We start from the raw sequence: 21,419 nt of genomic DNA on the forward strand, positions 1-21,419 counted from the left end.
GCCTTTATCTGATAATGGTCAATTTACCTTTGTAAACTTCACCGCTAGAAACTTTGATAACATAGAAATACGGACCGCTTTCCAGATCTCCCCCATCCCATTCGTCGTCGCGGTTGTAATTTCTTCTTTCGAAAACTTTCAAACCGAATTGGTCATATACTTGAACGGTGTTGCTGTCATACAGTCCCAGATAAACGATATTCCAAGTGTCGTTTACTCCGTCGCCGTTCGGCGTGAACATATTCGGGATGTCCAATGGTATTTCTCTCTTCTCAAACTTGAATTCGAAATCGATCTCCCGAACACTGGTCCTGTTCTGTCTTCCTCTTGATTGAACCACGATTTCCTCAACGATAATCGTCACGTCAACAACGCCTATAAACTCCTTGTCAATAGTCTTGAGCTTGACTTCGTACTCGTCTCCGTCTTTGATCACTTCGAAATCGTCTTCGGAAATCACATTCTTTGGAGAGGTAATCACCGTCACCCTAGTCTCGATATTCTGCGCTTCCGGATCCGTTACCTTAAACGAAAGTGTCGGAGGCTCTTCACCAACATTGAGTGTTTGCGTAAAACCTTGCTCCGTATCGATGACTACAGGGTCGTTCACTTCCGTAACCGTAACCTTAAGGCTTGTACTGGCCGTGAAGTTCTCCGTCGATCCGTCCACAACAGTAAATTCGACGGTGTAAGTGTTTCCACCATGATCTTCGCCAGGCGTCCAGCTTACTTCACCAGTGGAAGCGTTCACTTGGAAACCTAAGTCTTGCCCGGCTTGGTCAACGCTGTAAACGAATGGCTGTCTCGGCAAATCCACATCCGAAACCTGTAGCGTAAAGGCCAATTCCTCATGCTCAGGCAAAGTAATGTCCTGAAGAGTGGCCAAACTGTGCTGCTCGTTTACTTCGCCAACGTTTACGGTAAAGTCAATCGTCGAAGACAAAGCCTGATCGCTGTCGTCGGTCGCAGTAAGCGTAAACGTGTAGGACGATGGTCCTTGCGATTCGTTTGGAGTCCAAGTGACTGTGCTACCATTCAGCGTTAGCCCCGCGGCAATCGCTTCCGCCGAAAGCGCAAAACCGACACCGTCTTTGTTCGGGTCTTCGGCAGAAACATCAAAGCTTAATTCCGAGCCTTCGTCGATATTCTGGACAGCGATGGCGCTGATTACCGGCGGAAGCTGAATTTCAGTCACACTGACTTCGCTAGTACAAGTTGCGGTATTTCCTGAAGCGTCCGTTACGGTCCAAACGATTTCGGTTACGCCTCTAGGGTATTGTCCGCTGGCATTTTCAAGATTATTGAAACTGTTCGTAACCGTCACACCGCTACAATTGTCGGCCAAAACCGGCAACGGAACGGTAACTTCTACGGTCGTTTCGCTAGGATGAACTTGGGCGTCCACTTTAACAGGACATTCTATAGTCGGATCGATTTTGTCAAGAACAGTAACCTTGGCCGTTCCCGTGGCGCTGTTCCCGTTATTGTCCGTTACGGTCAGCGTTACGGTATTTTCTCCTGTTTTGGAACAATCGAAATTACTCATGTCCAGTTCCAGATTACCGATACCGCAAGCGTCGGCAGAGTTGTTATTGATTTGTTCCGGAGTAATACTGACTTGGCCCGAAGCGTCCAATTCTACAGTAATATCCTGTGTCATCACCTCCGGAAGGGTAACATCCTTCACGGTAACTTTAATCGTAATATCCGTTTTGTTGCCGTAAATATCCGTTCCCGTAATTACCAAATCGTTTTCTCCCACATTTGAGCAATCAAACGAAGTTTTGTCCAAAGTCACTTCCACAGCGCCACACGCGTCAGCGGTCTGGATGTTCAGCATTTCCTTGGTCAAAGTAGCGTTTCCGGTTGCGTCCAAGTCCAATGTGAAATCTTGCGCCACCACTTCCGGCGCCACTTCATCCTCTACCGTAACCGTAACGGCGACATCGGTTTCGTTGCCGTTTTCGTCCGTGGCGGTTACCGTAACGCTATTTTCTCCCGCATTCGAGCAATCGAAATCCGTTTTGCTCAAAGAGACTTCCGGAGTTCCGCAGGCGTCTGAAGTAACAACTTGAAGATCACTGGCCGTAATTGTCCCGGCTCCTATCGCGTCAAGTTGTAGAGTGAAATTCTGAGCGGTCAAGGCCGGTTTCACGTTGTCTTCGACCGTTACTACAGCCGTTCCTGTCGACTGGTTTCCGCTGGCGTCTTTCGCTGTCAGAGTAACCGTCACAGGAGTGCCGATATTCGAGCAATCGAAAGTAGAGATATCCAATATCCGTTCGGCGATTCCGCACGCATCCTCAGATGAAGCGTCGATATCTTCAGCCGTGATTGTCGCATTTCCTGACTCGTCAAGTTGGACCGTTAAAGTACCGACAGTAGAGACTTCAGGCGCTGTAACGTCTTTGACTGTTACGGTAACCGTTTTTTGGCTAACGTTTCCGTTTTTGTCCTCTACGCTTACCGTTACCTGATTCGTTCCCAAGTTCGAGCAATCGAACTCCGACTTGCTCAAAGTAACTTCCTTAATCTCGCAAGCGTCCGTTACTTCCGCCTGAAGCATCTCCGCTGTCAATACAGCTGTACCGGTATTGGACAACTCCAGAGTGTAATCTTCCGCTGTCAATGTCGGTTTCACTTTGTCCTCAACCATTACAGAAACTGACACTTCTTCCTTGTTACCGTTTTTGTCCGTAGCGGTTACTGTCACACTGTTTTCTCCCACATTTGAGCAGTCGAAATCCGTTTTGCTCAAAGAGACTTCAGGAACTCCGCAGATATCCGTAGTAGAAACTTGAAGATCGCTTGCCGTAATTGTTCCGGCTCCTGTCGCGTCAAGTTGTAGAGTGAAATTCTGAGCGGTCAAGGCCGGTTTCACATTATCCTCAACTGTTACCTCGGCTGTTGCCATATCCTCTTGGCCATAATTATCGGTAACTGTTAATGTCACAGTCTGTGGCGTTCCGACATGGGAGCAATCGAATGAGCTAACATCTATTGTTTTGGAAGATATTCCGCAGTTGTCAGTACTTCCGTTGTCGATGTCATCAGCGGTAATAGTCGCTTGGCCGTTTTCATCAAGCTGAACGGTGATGTTCTTGGCCTTGGCGATTGGCTTGAGCTTATCCTCGATAGTCACCGTAACGGTTTCGGTCGATGTTCGTCCGCTATTATCGGTAGCCGTCACAGTTACGCTCTCCGATCCAATATCATCACAACTAAAGTTAGTCTTACTAAGCGTAACGCTTGCGATACCAGCGGCGTCAGTTGCCACCACGTTCAGCAACTCTTTTGTCAATGTTCCCTGACCCGAAGCATTCAACTGCAAGGTATAATCTTCGGCCGTTAGCTCTGGATCTGTGGTATCTTGTACTTTAACATTGACCGTTACCTGCTCAGTGTTTCCATTTTCGTCCGTCGCCGTGACGGTCACGGTATTGTCACCAATATCGCCAACTACGAAGGCTGTTTTGCTTAAAGTTATTTCAGGTGCTCCACAGGCGTCGCTGGTAACAACTTGCAAGTCGGATACGGTAATGGTTCCGTTGCCAGCCGCGTCAAGCGCAAACATGAAATCTTGGGCTGACAACGCAGGCTTCACATTATCTTCAACAGTTACCTCTGCCACGGCCATGTCCTTTTGGTCATAATTATCGGTAACTGTTAATGTCACAGTCTGTGGCGTTCCGACATGGGAACAATCGAATGAGCTAACATCTATTGTTTTGGAAGATATTCCGCAGTTGTCGGAGCTGCCGTTGTCGATGTCATCAGCGGTAATAGTCGCTTGTCCATTTTCATCAAGCTGAACGGTGATGCTCTTGGCCTTGGCGACTGGCTTGAGCTTATCCTCGATAGTCACGGTAACGGTTTTGGTCGATGTTCGTCCGCTATTATCGGTAGCCGTCACAGTTACGCTCTCCGATCCGATATCGTCACAATTGAAATCAGTCTTGCTAAGCGTAACGCTTGCGATGCCAGCGGCGTCAGTTGCCACCACGTTCAGCAAATCTTTTGTCAAAGTTCCCTGACCCGACGCATTCAACTGCAAGGTATAATCTTCGGCCGTTAGCTCTGGATCCGTGGTATCTTGTACTTTAACATTGACCGTTACCTGCTCAGTGTTTCCATTTTCGTCCGTCGCCGTGACGGTCACGGTATTGTCACCAATATCGCCGACTACGAAGGCTGTTTTGCTTAAAGATATTTCAGGTGCTCCACAGGCATCACTGGTAACAACTTGCAAGTCGGAAACGGTAATGGTTCCGTTGCCAGCTGCGTCAAGCGAAAACATGAAATCTTGGGCTGACAACGCAGGCTTCACATTATCCTCAACTGTTACTGTAGCGATACCCGTTTCCTGATTGTCACTATTGTCGGTAACAGTCAATGTCACAGTCTGTGGCGTTCCGACATGAGAACAATCAAACGACGAAACGTCAATTGATTTGGATTTGATTCCGCAGTTGTCTGTACTTCCGTTGTCGATGTCGTTAGCTGTGATGGTCGTTTGACCATTAGCGTCGAGCTGAACGGTGATATTTTTTACTGAGACAACAGGCTTTATATTATCCTTTACAGTAACAGTAGCTGTTTTATTATCGGAATTGCCCGCTTTATCCGTAACGGTTAGGGTAACATTTTGTGGTCCCAACGCGTCACATGAGTAATCCGTTTTACTTAAGGTAATACCTTCAATACCATTAGCGTCAGAAGAATTGTTGTCAATATCGCTTGTGGCTAAAGTCGCAAGCCCGGCGGCGTTCAAAAACAGTTCCTTATTCTTGACAACAACGGTCGGTGGCGTGTTATCCACCGTAATCTGTACCGAGTTGGTAGAGCCTGAGGAAGTGTTGCCTACTTGGTCTGACGCTACTGAGCCATTAACAGAAACGGTCAGGACTCCATCTCCACTAAAGTTTGTCAACTTAATAGTTGGGGATGCCGTAGTTCCGTTTTGAATCTCGACCGTAGCGGAAGAAGGCCCTGTTAGACTTAGTTTTTCTTTCGTGAAATCGATGTTATCGGCGCCTGAAATCGTCACAGGAATTTCAACCGTTTTCCCATTATTGACAAGAGTCTTTGTAGGCGTGCCCAAAGTAACCGTCGGAGGCGTATTATCGGCGGTTACTGGAGCGCTTGACTTTGAAAAGGATACGTTGCCGGCTTCATCCGTTACCGCGGCATGTATTACGTCTATCGATACGTTGCCATCTCCTTGTATATTGGTAAGAGTCAGCGTGTATCCAGAAGTAGCGTTGCCGGTCAATGCTTTGGTGGCCGTAACGCCGTCATTGCTTTTCACCAAAATATCGTCTTCCTCTAGAGTAACCGCATTATCGTCCACGGTTATCGGATAGCTGACAGGCCCGTTTTTAGTAACCGAAACGCTCGGAGCCTCGATGCTAAACACCGGGCGGGTATTGTCTACGGTAAACAAAGTACTTGAAGGCGAGGCCAAACTCTCGTTTCCAACAAAATCGGAATACGGTCCAGCCTTTATTTTTATACCTATAGTTCCGTCCCCTGTTATCCCTGACAATAAAACTACTGGGTTTGGTCCAGTTGCACTCGTTAAAATAATTTTGTCAGGAGTAACGCTTCCAGCCAAACTGCCTACAAGCTCGATATCGGGTTTATCAAAATTATAAAAGTCCGCGCCTGTGACATTGATATTAAATTCAATTATATCGGAAGAATTCGCCTTCGGTTTTCCAGAACGGATTTTCGTCACCCCGAACGCCACAGACGGCGGTGTTTTGTCAACCGCTACAGATCCACTTGATGCAGAAACAGACTGATTACCGGCAACATCCGTGACCGCTCCATACTTCACATCTATCGATACACTTCCTTCCCCTTGTATATTGGTAAGGGTCAGCGTATATCCAGATGTAGCGTTACCTGTCAATGCTTTGGTGGCCGTAACGCCATCGTTACTTTTTACCAAAATATCGTCTTCCTCCAAAGTAACCGTATTATCGTCCACAGTTATTGGATAGCTCACCGGACCGTTATTAGTAACCGGAACGCTCGGATCGCCAATACTAAATTTCGGGGGAGTGTTGTCTATCGTGACCAAACCACTTGGATCAGTCGCTACGTTACTGTCACCTGAAGCATCCGTATATGCCCCCGCCTTTATTTTTATGCCTATTGTACCGTCACCTGAGATCCCGGACAACAATACCGCCGGGTTTGATCCAGTTTTGCCTGTTAAAAGAATTTTGTCAGAAGTAACGCTTCCAGCCAAACTACCGACAAGTTCTATATCCGATTTCTCAAGATTGTGGGATGTGGCTCCTGTGATCGCGAGATTAAATTCGATTATATCTGAAATATTAGCCAGCGGCTTACCGCTTCTTATAATCGGCGTACCGATTGATACTACAGGAACTACAGTGTCTACGGTATGGACACCCATCTCACTGAAAGGCCCAGCACAAGGATTAGTCACAGCGTCCGTGATATTACTACTCCCATTATTAAGTATAAGACTTACCGTTCCCTCACCGGTGGAAATGCCTACTGTCACTTTATAACTTGCGCCGTTTGAAGAGGCTACGGGAGTAATATCAGTAATACTACCCAAAGAATTAGACGGGGAGACTGTATTGAAAACCGTAAAGTCATCGGCCGACACATTGCTGACAGGCTCGCTAAACGTAAGCGTATATACAATTTCGGTAGCTGTTTTCGCTGGCGGGTTACCGTTGACAGGGTCAATAGTAACAGACTGGATTGTCGGTTTTACCGTATCTTTTGGCTTAGTTGACGTCTCGGTTGGCCCAACATTTCCCGCTTCATCTGTCACTGTAAAACTCAAAGTAATATTACCATCCGGTAACGACGCATCTACGGGATATCCTCTTGCGGTTACAGACGAAGACGTAATTGGCACTGTCAGGTTGGAAACAGGGCTTCCCGCTCCATCTGACGTTACAGAGATTTCATATGTAGCCCCTACCTCGGCTCCTGAAAAAGAATAAGTGAGTGAAGAATGGACCGGATTATTAAAATAGTCTTGATCTATGGATACTGAATAGCCAGAAGGCGCTACGGTATCCTTTGTCCTCAGGAAAATTGAAGGCATTCCTTTATTTGACGCTGCATCTGTCAATGTTACAGTCAGCTTTAAAGTTCCGTCACCCAAACCTGATAAGTTGATTCCTGTAATCTGGTCCGTAGCTGTAGCAATCACTCCATTATTGGTAACGGGGGTTCCGCCTCCATCAGAAGTAATGGTATACTCATAGGTGGACCCTGGCTCAGCGTTGGCAAAAGTAAAGCTGATGGCCGATTGGTTCGTAGAATTTACATAAGCTTGGTCTATTGTAGCCAAATAGCCTGCTGGTGCCGTAACATCCGGCGTAACCGTAACTTGTTTTGTAGTGAAACTCGGACACGATCCGGCTGTCGTATATTTTACCGTATACTCTTTCGGCGTACTTAACGAAACGTCAATAGCACCCGTATTAGGGTTTATACTAAGTCCGGAAGGTGTTGCGGTGAAAGTTCCACCAGAAGTATTTTTCGAGGGTGTAGGATCAAAACCATCTACACTATATGAAGACGATCCGTAAGCGAAGCTACTGTTACTTATTGGTGTCACGGATACCGTAACATTACCGCAACTGCTAGAAGTGGCACAACCGCCTTCACCACGAACAAAGTACTGGGTAGAAGGTGAAGATGGCGTAACTTGGAATGTGCTATTTGTCGTTTCGTCTACTTTAGAATCAGGGTCTCCGCAAGAACCTGAATAAATTACCCACTTGGTAGCGTCGTTAAGATTTCCCGTAATATTTAAAGTCGTTGATGAGCCTGCGCAGACTGTCTGTGGATTGTAAGTTACTGTTGGTACGTCGGGTTCAGTGCATGCCCCTGCCCCTGCTGCCCAAACAATATCGTCAAACCCCAAACTCCCCAAAGAACTATACGTTGATAATGGCCCATCATCCGAGTCAGTAATCACGATCTTGTCAACTTCTGAGAAGTTCGGATTCGTAAATGGATACACAAACTCCTTTACATTTATCGAAATATCAGATATCGCGGCAACTTTATTCCCATCTTTATATGCCTCTATATCTACAACATATGGGTATACGGTACCATACAGATTAACGAATGTAATAGATTTTAAATCTATCTTACTTGAAGCAGTGATTGTGATTTTATCATCATGAGGATTTGTTCCTCCTCCAGCTAAAGGCTGTGAACCTGCATCAACGTACTTCCTGCCATTAGGGATAGGATAAGTGTCTCCTAATGAAGTAGTATTGACTCTATAATGAAAAAAACTACTTGGGGAATTTCCCTTATCCGAATTGGAAGAGAAACTAAATGTCACTCCATTAGAAACAACATTAAACCCTCTACTTACATTAGAATCAATATTACTATCTGGCGTAAATCCCTGATCATCAAAAGTAATCGTATTATTCTGCGCCACACCCCCGGTATGGCTTACCAGCACCGTCAGCAAAGAGAGCAAGACGCTTAAGGTTACTGTTCTTGGTAGTTTTAGAAACATGGTTTTTGTGATTATCTGAAGTCGAGTAGTTTTCCTGTTTTATATTTTAAAAGGCCCTGTCAGTCAACACACATATAGGCATTGAGCCAACCACCCCTCTCTCCTTCAGTCACTTCCGCAGGCGTATTATCGTCCATATCAATTCTATCGGATACTTCTATCCGGCAATCATCTTTGTCCACAATCACCTTGCCTACATAGTGGGAAGGTCTTGTCTTGTGAGATTCTTGAAAGTCTATTGTTCCTCTCGGCCCTTCCACCGTTACGTTCTCCATCGCCTCTCGTAACACCTTGGTTTTCCTTTCCCCTTCCGCATATTCGATCGCCTTGGCCAAAGCCAATCCATTTTCGAAACCCAGCAAAGCCGAATAGACCGGGGTTCGCTCGTAAGTGTCTTCGAACCACTCCAAAAAACTCTGATTGGCTTCACTTTCCAATTCCGGGAACCAGCTTCCGAACATCTCCATTCCGGCATATACCTCAGGGTTTTCAAAGATGAGATCCCTACTAAATGCTCCCTCTGGCGAACAAAGCCTTAGTCTTTGCCCTAAGTCGGTCTCTTGTAACACTTCATGAAAACGGGCAGAGTCGGGACCGGAAAATGACAACAAAGCCGTATCCACCTCAAGCCCTTCCAGTAGTCCCAATAAGCGATTGGCTTCTCCCGCCTCCGGCTTATCGGGGTAGAAATAATTCAACATCACCTCACCATGCCCACTTTCCAGCATCGCCTCCGTGTAGCTGGAGGCTATTCCGTACCCGGCTTCATAAAAGGAGCTTAACAATGCGAACTTGCTTTGCCCCAGCTCGGCATGCCGTAAGGCCCCATACCTCATCGATTGCCATAAGCCCAGTGAGTTGGCAAATATATTCTTACCCAATTTGGCTATGGGAGGCTTTTCCGAACCGAAATCCGAAAAGAGCAACAACTTGTTATTGTCTTGAAAAAAAGAAAAAATACGGTCATGAAAACGGTGCCCCAGCAAAGCCACTACCACATCCACGTCTGAAAACACCAGTTTTTGGCACGCTTCCAACACCTTATCCAATTTATTGCCGAAGCCAATGCCCTCTACCAACAACTCATGTCGAATGCCGGCTGAAGATAACGGACGTCTCAGGCAATTAACAAAATCACTGGCCAAGGCAGGATAACGGCCCGAATGCGGAGCCAAAACACCTATTCTATAAATCTTTTCCACTTAGATAAATGATAATTATAGAAACGTCCCTTAGCCCTAAAAGGGCAAGGGACGCAAAAAAACAGTCTTATGAACGGGATGGGTAATTACCGGCTATGGCGATAATAAAATTCATGCAGAGGCTAGGCATTCTGTTCTCGTGAAGCAAGCCACCGCCAGTATCCCCGTTAATTACCTCAACTTCCACCGCGTCTCCTCCGATAATATTGTCGGCATAAGTACCACTGGATTCCAAGATTCTATTTGGCGAAAGTTCATCCGCTTCAGTGTCGTGAACATATTTAAGTGTTCCGTTGCCACTCAACGAATTTCCTTCTGGATTAGATGTGTCTCCACCGCCTACAGGTGGAATAAAAGAAGCCTTCAGACTAGCGGAAACAATAGCATTATGGGAATGGATTGGCAATTGAGAAGGAACAAGTGATGCCTTCTCAACACCGCCACTCTCACCCAAAATGTAGCTTCTAAGCCCTTGCCCTTGCCCATTACCTTTGTGTATCGGGACACGCCCACGCAGATCGGGCAATGCGAATGTATTTCGCCCATCACCGCCGTAATACGTTCCCAATATGGAATACAGGGCCGAATTCGAGGAAATCGGCAACAACTGTCCCTGACAGAACATCCAATCTCTTGGCGCAAAATCTCCCGCAAAGAGGATTATCTCACCTATAAATGGCTCCATATATTATCTGGTTTTAGCTTCTGGATGGAAAAATGCCCTGCAAGGCTATAATAAAGTTCACGCACTGATAAGGCTGGCGATTCTCATGGGGGATGCTTCCTCCCGTATTAGTATTGGTGACCATTACGTCCAAGCACTCGTCCGACATCTCCACGTTTGGAGGTGCGGTCGAGTAGATATTCGAACCGTCACTACTCAACACATTACCGTTAGGAGAACTAGAGTTTCCACCACCAGTAGGAGGGGTATGATTCGCAAACAGTCTGGCCTTGGTCTGAGCGGTGTGCGTATGGGTCGGCATCTCCGCAACAGAAAGCGCGACAGTCTCTTGCCCATGTGTCTGCCCCACTTGATAACGACTCAATCCAGGTCCGTCACCCGGGTGCATAGGAACCCTTCCTCTTAGATCCGGTAAAGCGAAAGTGCTACGGCCATCACCGCCATAGATAGTTCCCAAAAGCGAAAAAAGAGCTGAATTTTGACTAATCGGCAAAAGTTGCCCGTCACAAAAAGCCCAGCCCCTTGGCGCAAAATTCCCGCCGAACATGACTACTTGTCCTAGAAATGGTTCCATGGTTTATTGATTTAAAGGTTTATATTGGGTTTCTTTAATTCTTTCCCGTTCCACTTCCGATAACGGAGCTGGTTTCAGATATGTACCAGTCGCACTGTTTAACCGTTTATTCAATACCTCAGCCCTGATTCCCTTGGCTCCCGTAAACCGGGATAATTTCTCTATCGTTTCTTCAGGATTCTTGAGTAAATCTTGGTACTCTATTTCTAGAAATCTCTCCTGACCTCGTAAGCTCTCAGCTAACTGTTGGCCTTCATTAAAGCAATTCAAAAAATAATCTAACTGTGATGGGTCAGTATAAATCCCCGCAGATTTGGCCGATGCCAAACAATCCGACAAATCACGCCTAATCCAGATAATCTTAGCGTTCGGCAGATTCCGGTACAGCATATCCGCAAAACCACGTTCTATCCCCGCCGCCTTTACACCCCAAACGCTACGCCCCTTACTCTGGGCAAACTCTTTATGATAAAGCGTCGATCGCCAAATACCCGCATAACACTCCCGCAAATACTCATCAATAGGAGGCAACACATCGGCAGACCACAGATCCTGGCCTTTTTCTATTACACGATCGGATAAAGAGCGGAAATAATCGAGATGATGACCAAAAAAGACACTCTTGCCCAAGTGTCTATTCAGAGCCTCTAGCAGGTCTTGAAACGAATGCTCTCCGAATACCAACGCATTATCCGAAGAATTCAACAGACGTTGGACCAAGGTAGTGCCAGAGCGCACTATAGAGGAAACTATAATTACAGGATTTATCCGATCGATAACCATAAAAGAACAAGGGATTCTGAAACGGTAAGTACCCTATTATTAAAAACACATACAAACCATCGGAGAGTTATTTACATTTCTTTTAGTAGATATTATTACATGAATAATACATATAATCTTATTATAAGCACACCTGAGTTAAATAAAGAATATTTTTTAATTGATTTTTAAAAATCATAAATGTAGTTAGGAATAAAACTACATATCCGAAAAAGAGAAAATGACACCACTGGGATCATATAACTTGATCATATCCATCGAAACAAAGAATGGAAACCCAAACCAATACAGCTAAACACACAGAGAGAGAAACAATTCGTTAAAAGGCCTGTGAATAAGCAATAAAGGATACGTAAAAAGTTATGAGTTTATAACAAAATCAGGATAAGCGTTGGGTTGGAGCATATTCGCCGATTTTGATTTTCTTTAATTGCGCTCAAGAGGTCACTTACGCTTAGTTGGGAGCTCCAAATACCCATAAAGCGCTAGGCTGAGGCCTAACACCAGCCCTATTATTTCTGAACCCGTTACGCACTCTTAGGATTACCCTTGTTTGTAACCGTCTTGGTTTTCTGTTGTTGATACGGATGTTTCTTTGGCCGGCGTTGACAGGGCGAGCCCAGTCCCTATATTTGATCTGTTTTGTGACTGTACGCATGGTGAGAGAAGGCATGCCATTTCTCCGGTTGTTTCGACTTGCGGTCGAATTTTCACTGATCTAATTCGTTTTCTGGATAAATAAAATGGCCAAATTATACCTTTTGTGACCTTAGTGTACCCTTACATACCCTACGGGTATCTTTTTATAGGTTTTTCGGGTATATAGCAGTATAAAACAAATCCGAAAGGCCAATATGGTCAGTATGACGATAACTGTGGTCTATCGGACCGGGACACGTAAGGTTTGGGCCGTTTCCGCATGGAAATCGGTCTTTTTTATAGCCTAGTGGGAAATGCCCAAAGTATCATTATCCCATCTTCATCCGTGGCTTATCCCATCTTGATCCCATCATGAAAGGCGGGGGAGAATGGCTGGTAAGGTTTCGGCGGTTTTTGCGGAAAAAGGTTAATGCATAACGAAATCAGAACGCCTAAAACCATAGTGTAGAGCTAGAGGTTATTCACTTCCTTTGTTTATTCTCACCAGTGTTTATGAAAACGCTTCGCTTTGTTCTAGCACTTGTAGGAGCGAGCGTGACGTTCGTCCCAGCTCACTTTTTTCTTCTATTTACCCTGAATTGGTTATGCACTCAAAAGTTATTGATGACAATCAAATTCAACACCGATCCGCCTAGTTCCCTAACTGGAAAATACACGGCCTATTTTCACCCGCAAGCGGGACATGAGTATTGCTCGATGTAAACCCTTTTAACTCTTTTTAACTTCAATTAAGAAAAAATAATCATTGATATATCGTTATTTCATTGAGTTAAAATTAATACAAATCCTGATATTATGAAGTATTTGCATTTAATGATCCTTTCTATTTTTTTAAATTTCTCTTGCCAAAAAAACAACAAAAACCTCCATCTTAACTTAACCGAAGAGGAAATTCCGTTGGGTGAAAAACTTACAGAGACACCCATAAAAACGAAAGATGACTTAAGCGTTATACGGACAGCAATTAGGGGCTCTTCATTGATTGCCCAAAACCAACATCCAGAACACGACCTGCTAACCATTTTCGATATAAACACCCTTCAGCTTAAAGGAAAAATCCTCCGTCAAGGTAAAAAGCATAATAGTGCGGAACTCTTTGAGATGAGTGATAATCAAGTAGGTCTATTTGATAAGGATCGAAAAAAGATTGGCGTTTTCCGTGTAAACGAAAATCGTTCCCTCAACAAAATCGATGAAAAATATAGCAAAGACCTAAAAACCTGTCCTATCGATTGCGGAGACTCATTTATCTATACCAGGTACTCCCGTAACGATAAAGGCCAAAGATGGAAAGAGATAGTAAAACTACCTAAGGACAATGGAGAAGCTAAAGTCATCTACGATTTTCCGGATTTCAAATATAAGCCTACAAAAGAGTACTATTGCCTTTACAAGGTAAACAAGGATGCTCAGCGTATCGCAATCGCATATACAGGTCATAGACGCATCGATATCATAGATTTCAAGGGCAATCTAATCCGGAAAATCACCGTTAGCCCCGACGCTCAACTAGAGGGGGAAAATAAGGATTCAAAGAAACCACAAAATAGAATAATTGAATACAGCGACTTGCGGGCTAACTCCAAATATATAATCACCAAATATTCAGGGGGGGCGGTTTTTAACAGAAATACCAAAGCCAAGGAGCTATTCGAAGTATATGACTGGGACGGTAACCCTATCAAGCGTTTTAAAACAAACAACTCTTTTCTTCGATTCAGAATTTTACCGTCAGCAGAGGATTCTATCAAACTGCTAGGAATACTGGCTTGGGATTACAGTCTCGCAACATTTGTAGTGCTGAAAGCAAGAGTTTAAACATTTTGGTATGCCACTTTGAAAAAAGGACGCTTAGCGCCCTTTTTTCTTTTGCTGAAATTGACATCTTCGACCACTACTGATTTCTTATTTTAAAGTTTTTCAGTAAGCCTTAAAGCCGGTATTCAAGTCCAAATAATAGCGTGAGACTCTAATATCACTTCATTATATAATGATATTAATAAACCAAGAAATCACCATGGATGCACAGCCTTATATCTATTATTAGCATCCACCCCATAAACCTCCATGCTAGTGATATTAATCTCTATTCCGTCAGGAATTTCAATGTCCTCATTTGAGTAAAACACAATCCTATTGCCTGTCACTTTCCATAAGTTAGAGGGTAAACCAGAAACTGTTAAAAACGAGCTGTTTTTAGTCGGTCTATTGAACAATTCGGGACCATTAATTGAAAAATGAGAAAAATTATATTTTTTACGATTAAACAAATCACTTAATAGAGAAAGAGAAGCCGCCGGTTGAACGATACTCGTAAGACCAGATTTAAAGCCCATATCCAACACCGCTTCATACTTGTACACCTTAGACTCCATATTGGAGAGCTGAGCTGGTTTATTAATTTTTTCTTTAACCCAATCTGTAGCACGTATCTTTACCCTCTTTGAACTCCTTTTAGGTCGAAATGTGGTGGCTTGGTAAAGCAACTTATCCAATGTATTCCCTCCATAGTCAACTACATCAATCAGTTCAACCTTTAGATCTGTCAACGTCCTATTATTCGACCTAAACTTTTCATAAGGGATAGTAAACGTGAACTTTTCCTCATCATAAAACTCTAAAAGATCTTTCGTTGGAAAATATTTATCTCCTGCTTCGGAATATGAGATTTTTACTACTCCCCTTTTAAAGCTAATAGGTTCAGAAAACTCTAGAGTGATGTTATCAAATATTTTTACAATCTCTCCTGACTTCAGATCATGGTTATCATCACTGGGAGTCATTTTAAGTGTGGGACTTTTCCCATCCTTATCGACAGAGAAATCTAAATCGCTAAATTTAACGGGTCCCTCACTTACATACTGTGGTGATTTTCCCGGCAAAGTATAATAAGGTATTTTACTTGTCAATTTTCCTGGATGATTAACCTCCATTAGAAATTCACCGCTGTAGTCTCCCCTATTTAAAATTATTTCACTGCCTTCTTGTATAAACTTTGTGACCTTTGGAATATTCGATATCTCTTTCGAGAACAAGGTAGTATTCTCTTGATTTATCCGTTTATCAGAAATGGTCTGTGCCATATGGCCCGTTTTCGCATCCTTAACGATCAACTCCATTCCCTGAGTATTTAAAACCCCACTCAGTTGGCATTTAAAAGTAAACTGATCTTTCTTTAGAAACTGTGTGTAATTTAATACCCGAAGATCACTTGCCCTTAAAATGTTTAGGTGCCAGTCTAACGCTATCTTTTCATTTAAAACCTTTCCATCCGATCCCTTAACGTAAAATACTCCCGCAGGAATACTAAAACTGATTATACCGTCACCCTGATATTGCTCCACAAACTCACCGCTATAAGCTATGTATACTGAGAGCTTAGATGGTTGACTTGCGTCATATTCTAATATATGACTAAAGTTACCATCTCTATTATAAAGAAGATCTATCGGGTGGTTAACCGTTTTTTGAGTTAGATTACCCTCTAATTGTCTATTTTTTAAAATGTTCTCACCAATATAAGACACTATCTCACGTGTCAAAGTCTTTTTTAATGCAGGATGAGTGCGTTTTAATATTTCATCACTTGTAAAAGTTAACGGCTGTATCGGGTGACTAAATGTTAAGTCCACCTTCAAATAACAAACCCCTTTCTCTGGTATTACAACCGTACTACCTGAAATTGGCTGTATATTCTTAATTTTCAAATCATTACCAACCTCTTCAGGATCCGCTATTTCTGTAATTTCAAAGTTTTTACTGAAAACAGCTTCCTTATTCTCTGAAGTCAATCTAACCTGATACTTGCCCAAATCTAAATCAGGAATATCAAATGTTAATGTATCTTGTTTTAAATCAGTAATTTCTACACCTTCATCACCAAAAAATAAACGTATTTTTGATTTTTCAGAACTCCAATTTTTCCCAATAACGGTAACCCCTGTTCCTTCTGGCCCTGATAAAGGCTTGATTTCCGAAATCGTAAGTTCAACACCACTATTAGGATTCGTAGGATTGTCAGTATCAGTTTCTTTACTACATGAAGTAAATGATAAAATTACTAACACTAGTAAAAATTTAATTTTTCTTATCCCTCTCATAATTGTTTCAATAAATATGCTCGCATGGCAATATTAATTTTCTTTCATTTTTATAGAAAACCATTACTATTCATTGAGTAATCATGAGGGATGGTGAGGGATAAATGAGGGTGAAAAACATTAATTCAAACAGATTTTTTCAACTCATGCTGATATATTCAATTTTGAAATCGTATGATTTATGATAAATAAGGCTTCATAAAAGTGTAGAAAACGATTAACACTTGATTTTAATTTTTCTAGAATTAAGAGTAAAAGCTTCTCAAACCCATGTATCGAGAAGTATCCCCTAACGAAGATTAGTTAGATCCATTTTGCTTTGAAAAAAGGGCGAAAATCACATCTGTTTTCATTTTTTATTATCGAAAAACAATTATCACCTAATTTTTTAATTGAAAAATGGTATTATATGTTGATAATAGCTATTATTAGGATAATACATAATTTTTCAACTATTCATTTTTTTGATATGAGATACTCCACCCTGATTTTAACTCTACGATTGGGACGAAAACCAAATAAATAAATTCGAAAGCGATAAACTATGCCATCATTTGTTCTTCTCTCTTCAAATAAAAACAAGATCTGATTACTCGCTGTAGACCTGTCAAAGACCGAGCTGTTTGTTGAACTAAAAGAAGAACTATAAAACCAAAAAATTATGCGTCCTACTAAAACAAAAGAAAGGGTAATAGGCCTAATATTGCTTTTGATAAACCTATTATATGCCTGTATCGGCTCAAAACCACAACAAAAGCCCATACCGCAAAAGATTTACGGCATAACAGAATATATCAACGACAGCCTTAGCGTAGAGCTAAACCTCAACGAATTCGATCATTTCGATTCGTTAGTTAAAAGGGTTGATCAGATTACTTGCTATGACAGTGTCCCTAAGATTTCTTTCCTTTATCAGGATACGTTAAGGAGCTTATACCTTGCGAATTACTGCAACGACGATACCTATTGCTACAGAAATCGTGATGTTATTTATATCTATCCAGACTCCATTACAAAGTACAATTACGGCGCATTTCCATACGATAGCCTAGAAAGGTTAATCAGAAAAGATTACGAGAATTATGATAGGGACATGCGTTTTGCGGTATCCCCTTTTAAAATGCATATGCGATTAACCGATTTTCATCAACCTAAAAAGACTCTGCCTCCTGTATTGTCAAAAATATTCAAAGCATACAAGTCGGTAACCGGTAAAAGCAATATGGCGATCATATTATATGAAGTCCCTTCATTTGATCCTAAGACCGATAAAGTACCTTTAGAAGAAGATATCGAAGCAGAAATTGACAGCCTATTTTAACGTCGTGGCCTACTCCTACAGAATAATCCTCAAAGCCTCCCTCCTACTCAACGGACTCAGCTTATGTTTGTCTGCAAAATCCAATACCCATTGCGGGTTCGTTTTGCCGTATTCACGCAAAATCCAACCGATGGCTTTATTTATAAAGAATTCATTTCCTGCTAACAGTATCTCGATTGTCGCCGTCAGTAATTCGGTATCCAAATCGGATTTGTATTTAAGCTGAAAGAGCAACGCGCTTCGCTGTAACCAGATATTTCCGGAATCCAGCCAACGTTGGACCAAGCGCTCCCTTTCGTCGGGGTATTTACGGAAATAATTCCCGACAAGGTTACTGGCGATAAAATCCACCGAATCCCACCACGATTTCTCCGTTATCATATACTCGTACAACTTGATATCGTCAAGGGAGATTTGACTTCTGTATCGAAACGCCAACTCCTGTGCGAAGTACTGCAATTCCCGTTGGTCTTTTTGCCAAAGCTCCTTTATATAGGCGTAGGCGTCCCCTTTTGACGGCAATGCGGTTTTCTGCAAAAATGGTTTCTGTATCTCTCTACGTTCGGTAGAAGCTAACCCGAAGAACTCGAACCGGTTTTTCATATAAGACTTTTGCCCTTCCGCTCTTTCCGGATTCGCCCGGGCTCCCATCGCCTTCTCTATCGATTGTGTATATTCCTTCATAAAAACATCGCTTTCCGTAAGTTCATTCACAAAATACCAATCCCTAAAAGCTATCCGAAATAAGTAGTACAAAGTAAATGGTAAAGCGTAAAGAGACTGCTCGAGGATGATCTAAAATAAACCAACAAGTTAACCCTTTAGCTCCCGAAGCATAAGCTATTTTACTGGATGGGCTTATATCACATAGGTTTTCATTCTCGCCTAATTCCAAACCTCCGCCCCACTCTGCGGTTAACTTTTCAGTGTTGAACCAAAAGGGATTGTGATGAGGAAATTGTGGCTGTTGGTTTTTGCCGTTATTTTGGCTTTACCAATTTCGTCCTGCAAAAAGACTACGGACGATATTACCGATTGTTTGGTAGCGGATTTCGGAGCCAACTTTGAATGGGAGGTTACCGGATCTTCCGTACCGATTACTGTAGACTTCAGGTATACTTCCAACGTAAGTCCAAACATTATTTCCTATACATGGAAGTTTGGGGACGGAACAGCGGACGGAAGTGGAGAAAAAGTAACTCACGAGTACGCCAAAGCGGGCATTTACCAAGTAACGCTGTATGTAAAAGGTAAGCTGGACAATGGTGACGAATGTACCAAGTCAATGACCAAAGACGTAACGGTACAGCCCAAATAAGGATACTTCTGAACCTGTAGGCTATACCGTAGTATCTTCGGTTAGATACAGAAAAGGCGAAAACGGAATCCTGTTTTCGCCTTTTTAATATTATATGCCAAAGCTTATTAGTTCACGTTCGGCAAGAATGAGTAATCTTTACCGTATTTCATCATTTGCTTGGCAAAATCTGTCGGGTAAGAGACTTTTACGTCCTTGATCTCACCGTTGTCGCCTACTACAGGTGTGTATTCCGGCTGGATAAAGCCTGAGTACGGAGCCGAATCAAACTGGGCGTAGCGTGATACCACCTCTTTGTGCAGTTCCGGATCCACTTTTACACCGTAAGTTTCCATCAAACGACGGGCCTCATCATAATCTCCCTCAGACTTGATACGCTGCAACTCGCGGAGCAAGTCGCCGAAGAGGCCACGGAGCTTTTCGTAATCGCGGATAACGAAGAAGGTTTTGCCGTCTTTTACCACTTTCTCGATCACGTTCTCCTTCTGCCCTTTTTCGTAGCACCAGCGGGCCACCAAAGCGCGGTTACGCATATGCGCTTCCTCGATGATCTCTCCCGGCTCCAGACGACGGAGCTGCAACATCATACCGTTACGGATATAGCCTTCGTACTGGGCCTTGGCTACGTCCAGAGAAGGCATAATGCCCATATCCACGAGCTTCTGGTCCATAATGAAGTACAAGCCCACCAAGTCGGCACGGCCTTCCTCAATAGCCGAAGCGTAGCTTTTCAGAGTCTCTTTCGGTGTGCCAATGCCTTTGTTCAGCTTACCCGAAGCGTGACCGATTACTTCATGCAAAGCGGTGTGCAACTTTCCGGACAATACACCGTGCTTTTTGGCTCTAGCCACTTCCTCATCTGTAAAGCAGAATTCCTTGAGCGTAGAGCCTCCCGAGGCTGCGTTGTAAGCGTCTTTGATATTACCCAAGGATACCGACTTGGAGCCGTGCTCGGCGCGAATCCAGTTCGAGTTAGGCAAGTTAATGCCGATTGGCGTAGAAGGAGTAGCGTCGCCACCTTCTATCACTACGGTCACCACTTTGTAAGAAACCCCTTTTACGTTTTTCTTCTTGTGCTCGTCCATAATCGGCGAGTGGTCTTCGAACCACTGCGCTTCTTTGGCTACGGATTCCAAACGCGCAGAAGCCTCAAGGTCTTTCATCTGTACCACAGACTCAAAAGCGCCCTTATAGCCCATAGCGTCACCATACACTTCGATAAAGCCATTGATGGCATCGTAATTCGTATTGGTGTCTTTTACCCACTCTATGCAATACTCGTCGAATTTCTTCAAGTCGCCGGTCTTGTAATAGTCGATGAGCAAGCCGAGGGTCTTCTGCTGTTGGGCGTCTTGGCTCACTCCCTTCGCTTTCTCAAGCCAGTAAACGATTTTCTCGATAGCGTCCGAGTACATGCCTCCCACTTTGTAGACTTTCTCGATCACTTTACCGTTTTCCTTAATCACCTTCGAGTTCAGGCCGTACATCACCGGATGGTGGGTAGACTTGTCTTTGATCGACTCGTAATAGGCTTCGGCTTCGGCTTGGCTTACGTTTTCGTAAAGGTTATTGGCCGAGGCTTTCAGCAAGTCCTTGTCCGGATCAAGGCTTACCTTCTTTGGAGCAACGCTGGCGTCGGTAATGATCGGCGAGATGAATTTCACAAAATCCTTTACAGACTGGCCTTCGGCCAATGGCAATTTGGCTTTGTCAGCCCCTTCGATCAGCGTTGCCAAAAAATCGGAGCTGAATTTCGGAAGGATTTTGTTGTTCGAATAATGGTGGTGGATACCGTTAGAGAACCAAACCCTCTTGGCATATACCATAAAGTCGGCGAAATCTTTGGCCGAGCGGTCGCCTTTGTATGTGTCCACAATGGCTTCGATGGTACGACGGACAGTCAAGTTGTACTTGTAGTTCTGGTCCCAGATAATGTCACGTCCGCTAAGGGCTGCCTGTGACATGTAGTACAGAAATTCCTTGTCCTTGGCATCGAGTTGGTCGAAGCCGGGCACCTGATAACGGAGAATCTGAAGATCGGCGAAACGGTCGGCCTTAACTTGGAAAGCCGTGGCCACTTCCTTGGCTACAGAAGCCTCTTTTTTCTCCTGATTCGGCTGGCAAGCCATCGTGGCCGAGGCCAGTACGCCGGCCGAAAGAAGCCATTTGGCAATATTATTCATGTTAGACAATTTGTTTGTGTAAAAAAGCGAGAAGGAAACTGTATTTCCCCTTCT

11 protein-coding genes are annotated in these 21,419 nt (G+C 43.5%); 3 read left to right on the forward strand and 8 right to left on the reverse strand.

Annotation, left to right across the window (positions count from 1 at the left end; all coding sequences use genetic code 11):
* Positions 1-4 precede the first annotated feature (4 nt).
* From AABK39_RS22945 to AABK39_RS22965, 5 genes are all read right to left on the reverse strand, one after another.
* The gene (locus AABK39_RS22945) at positions 5-8,539 is read right to left on the reverse strand and encodes a T9SS type B sorting domain-containing protein (RefSeq protein ID WP_338395344.1); all 8,535 of its coding nucleotides are present in this window, start codon (positions 8,537-8,539) and stop codon (positions 5-7) included.
* A 59-nt stretch (positions 8,540-8,598) separates the two neighbouring features.
* Positions 8,599-9,741 (reverse strand): ABC transporter substrate-binding protein, encoded by a 1,143-nt coding sequence (locus tag AABK39_RS22950; RefSeq protein ID WP_338395345.1) that lies wholly within the window; start codon positions 9,739-9,741, stop codon positions 8,599-8,601.
* Positions 9,742-9,808: 67 nt separating this feature from the next.
* Complete coding sequence (locus tag AABK39_RS22955; RefSeq protein WP_338395346.1) at positions 9,809-10,426, reverse strand: phage tail protein; 618 nt, start codon at positions 10,424-10,426, stop codon at positions 9,809-9,811.
* Between the two features lie 13 nt (positions 10,427-10,439).
* Positions 10,440-11,000 carry a phage tail protein gene (locus AABK39_RS22960; RefSeq protein ID WP_338395347.1) on the reverse strand — a complete coding sequence of 187 codons (561 nt, stop codon included), beginning with the start codon at positions 10,998-11,000 and terminating at the stop codon, positions 10,440-10,442.
* A 3-nt stretch (positions 11,001-11,003) separates the two neighbouring features.
* The gene (locus tag AABK39_RS22965; protein ID WP_338395348.1) at positions 11,004-11,783 is read right to left on the reverse strand and encodes a sulfotransferase family protein; all 780 of its coding nucleotides are present in this window, start codon (positions 11,781-11,783) and stop codon (positions 11,004-11,006) included.
* A 1,455-nt stretch (positions 11,784-13,238) separates the two neighbouring features.
* On the opposite strand from AABK39_RS22965, the gene AABK39_RS22970 reads away from it, so the two are divergent.
* Positions 13,239-14,261 carry a BF3164 family lipoprotein gene (locus AABK39_RS22970; protein WP_338395349.1) on the forward strand — a complete coding sequence of 341 codons (1,023 nt, stop codon included), beginning with the start codon at positions 13,239-13,241 and terminating at the stop codon, positions 14,259-14,261.
* Between the two features lie 194 nt (positions 14,262-14,455).
* Here AABK39_RS22970 and AABK39_RS22975 read toward each other — a convergent pair whose 3' ends face one another.
* Entirely contained in the window at positions 14,456-16,543 is a 2,088-nt protein-coding gene (locus AABK39_RS22975; RefSeq protein ID WP_338395350.1) for an IPT/TIG domain-containing protein, read from the reverse strand.
* A gap of 661 nt (positions 16,544-17,204) precedes the next feature.
* Between AABK39_RS22975 and AABK39_RS22980 the strand changes: the two genes are divergently transcribed.
* On the forward strand, positions 17,205-17,864 hold the full coding sequence (locus tag AABK39_RS22980; protein WP_338395351.1) for a hypothetical protein: 660 nt from the start codon (positions 17,205-17,207) through the stop codon (positions 17,862-17,864).
* 15 nt (positions 17,865-17,879) lie between these two features.
* Here AABK39_RS22980 and AABK39_RS22985 read toward each other — a convergent pair whose 3' ends face one another.
* A complete protein-coding gene (locus tag AABK39_RS22985) occupies positions 17,880-18,548 on the reverse strand; it encodes a DNA alkylation repair protein (protein WP_338395352.1) in 669 nt (222 codons plus the stop codon).
* A 265-nt stretch (positions 18,549-18,813) separates the two neighbouring features.
* Here AABK39_RS22985 and AABK39_RS22990 point away from each other — a divergent pair, with 265 nt between their 5' ends.
* Positions 18,814-19,182 carry a PKD domain-containing protein gene (locus tag AABK39_RS22990; protein ID WP_338395353.1) on the forward strand — a complete coding sequence of 123 codons (369 nt, stop codon included), beginning with the start codon at positions 18,814-18,816 and terminating at the stop codon, positions 19,180-19,182.
* 107 nt (positions 19,183-19,289) lie between these two features.
* Here AABK39_RS22990 and AABK39_RS22995 read toward each other — a convergent pair whose 3' ends face one another.
* Positions 19,290-21,365: a dipeptidyl-peptidase 3 family protein gene (locus AABK39_RS22995; protein WP_338395354.1), complete on the reverse strand. Its 2,076-nt coding sequence runs from the start codon at positions 21,363-21,365 to the stop codon at positions 19,290-19,292.
* Positions 21,366-21,419 lie beyond the last annotated feature (54 nt).

The sequence above is a fragment of the Fulvitalea axinellae genome, assembly GCF_036492835.1.
GTDB lineage: Bacteria > Bacteroidota > Bacteroidia > Cytophagales > Cyclobacteriaceae > Fulvitalea > Fulvitalea axinellae.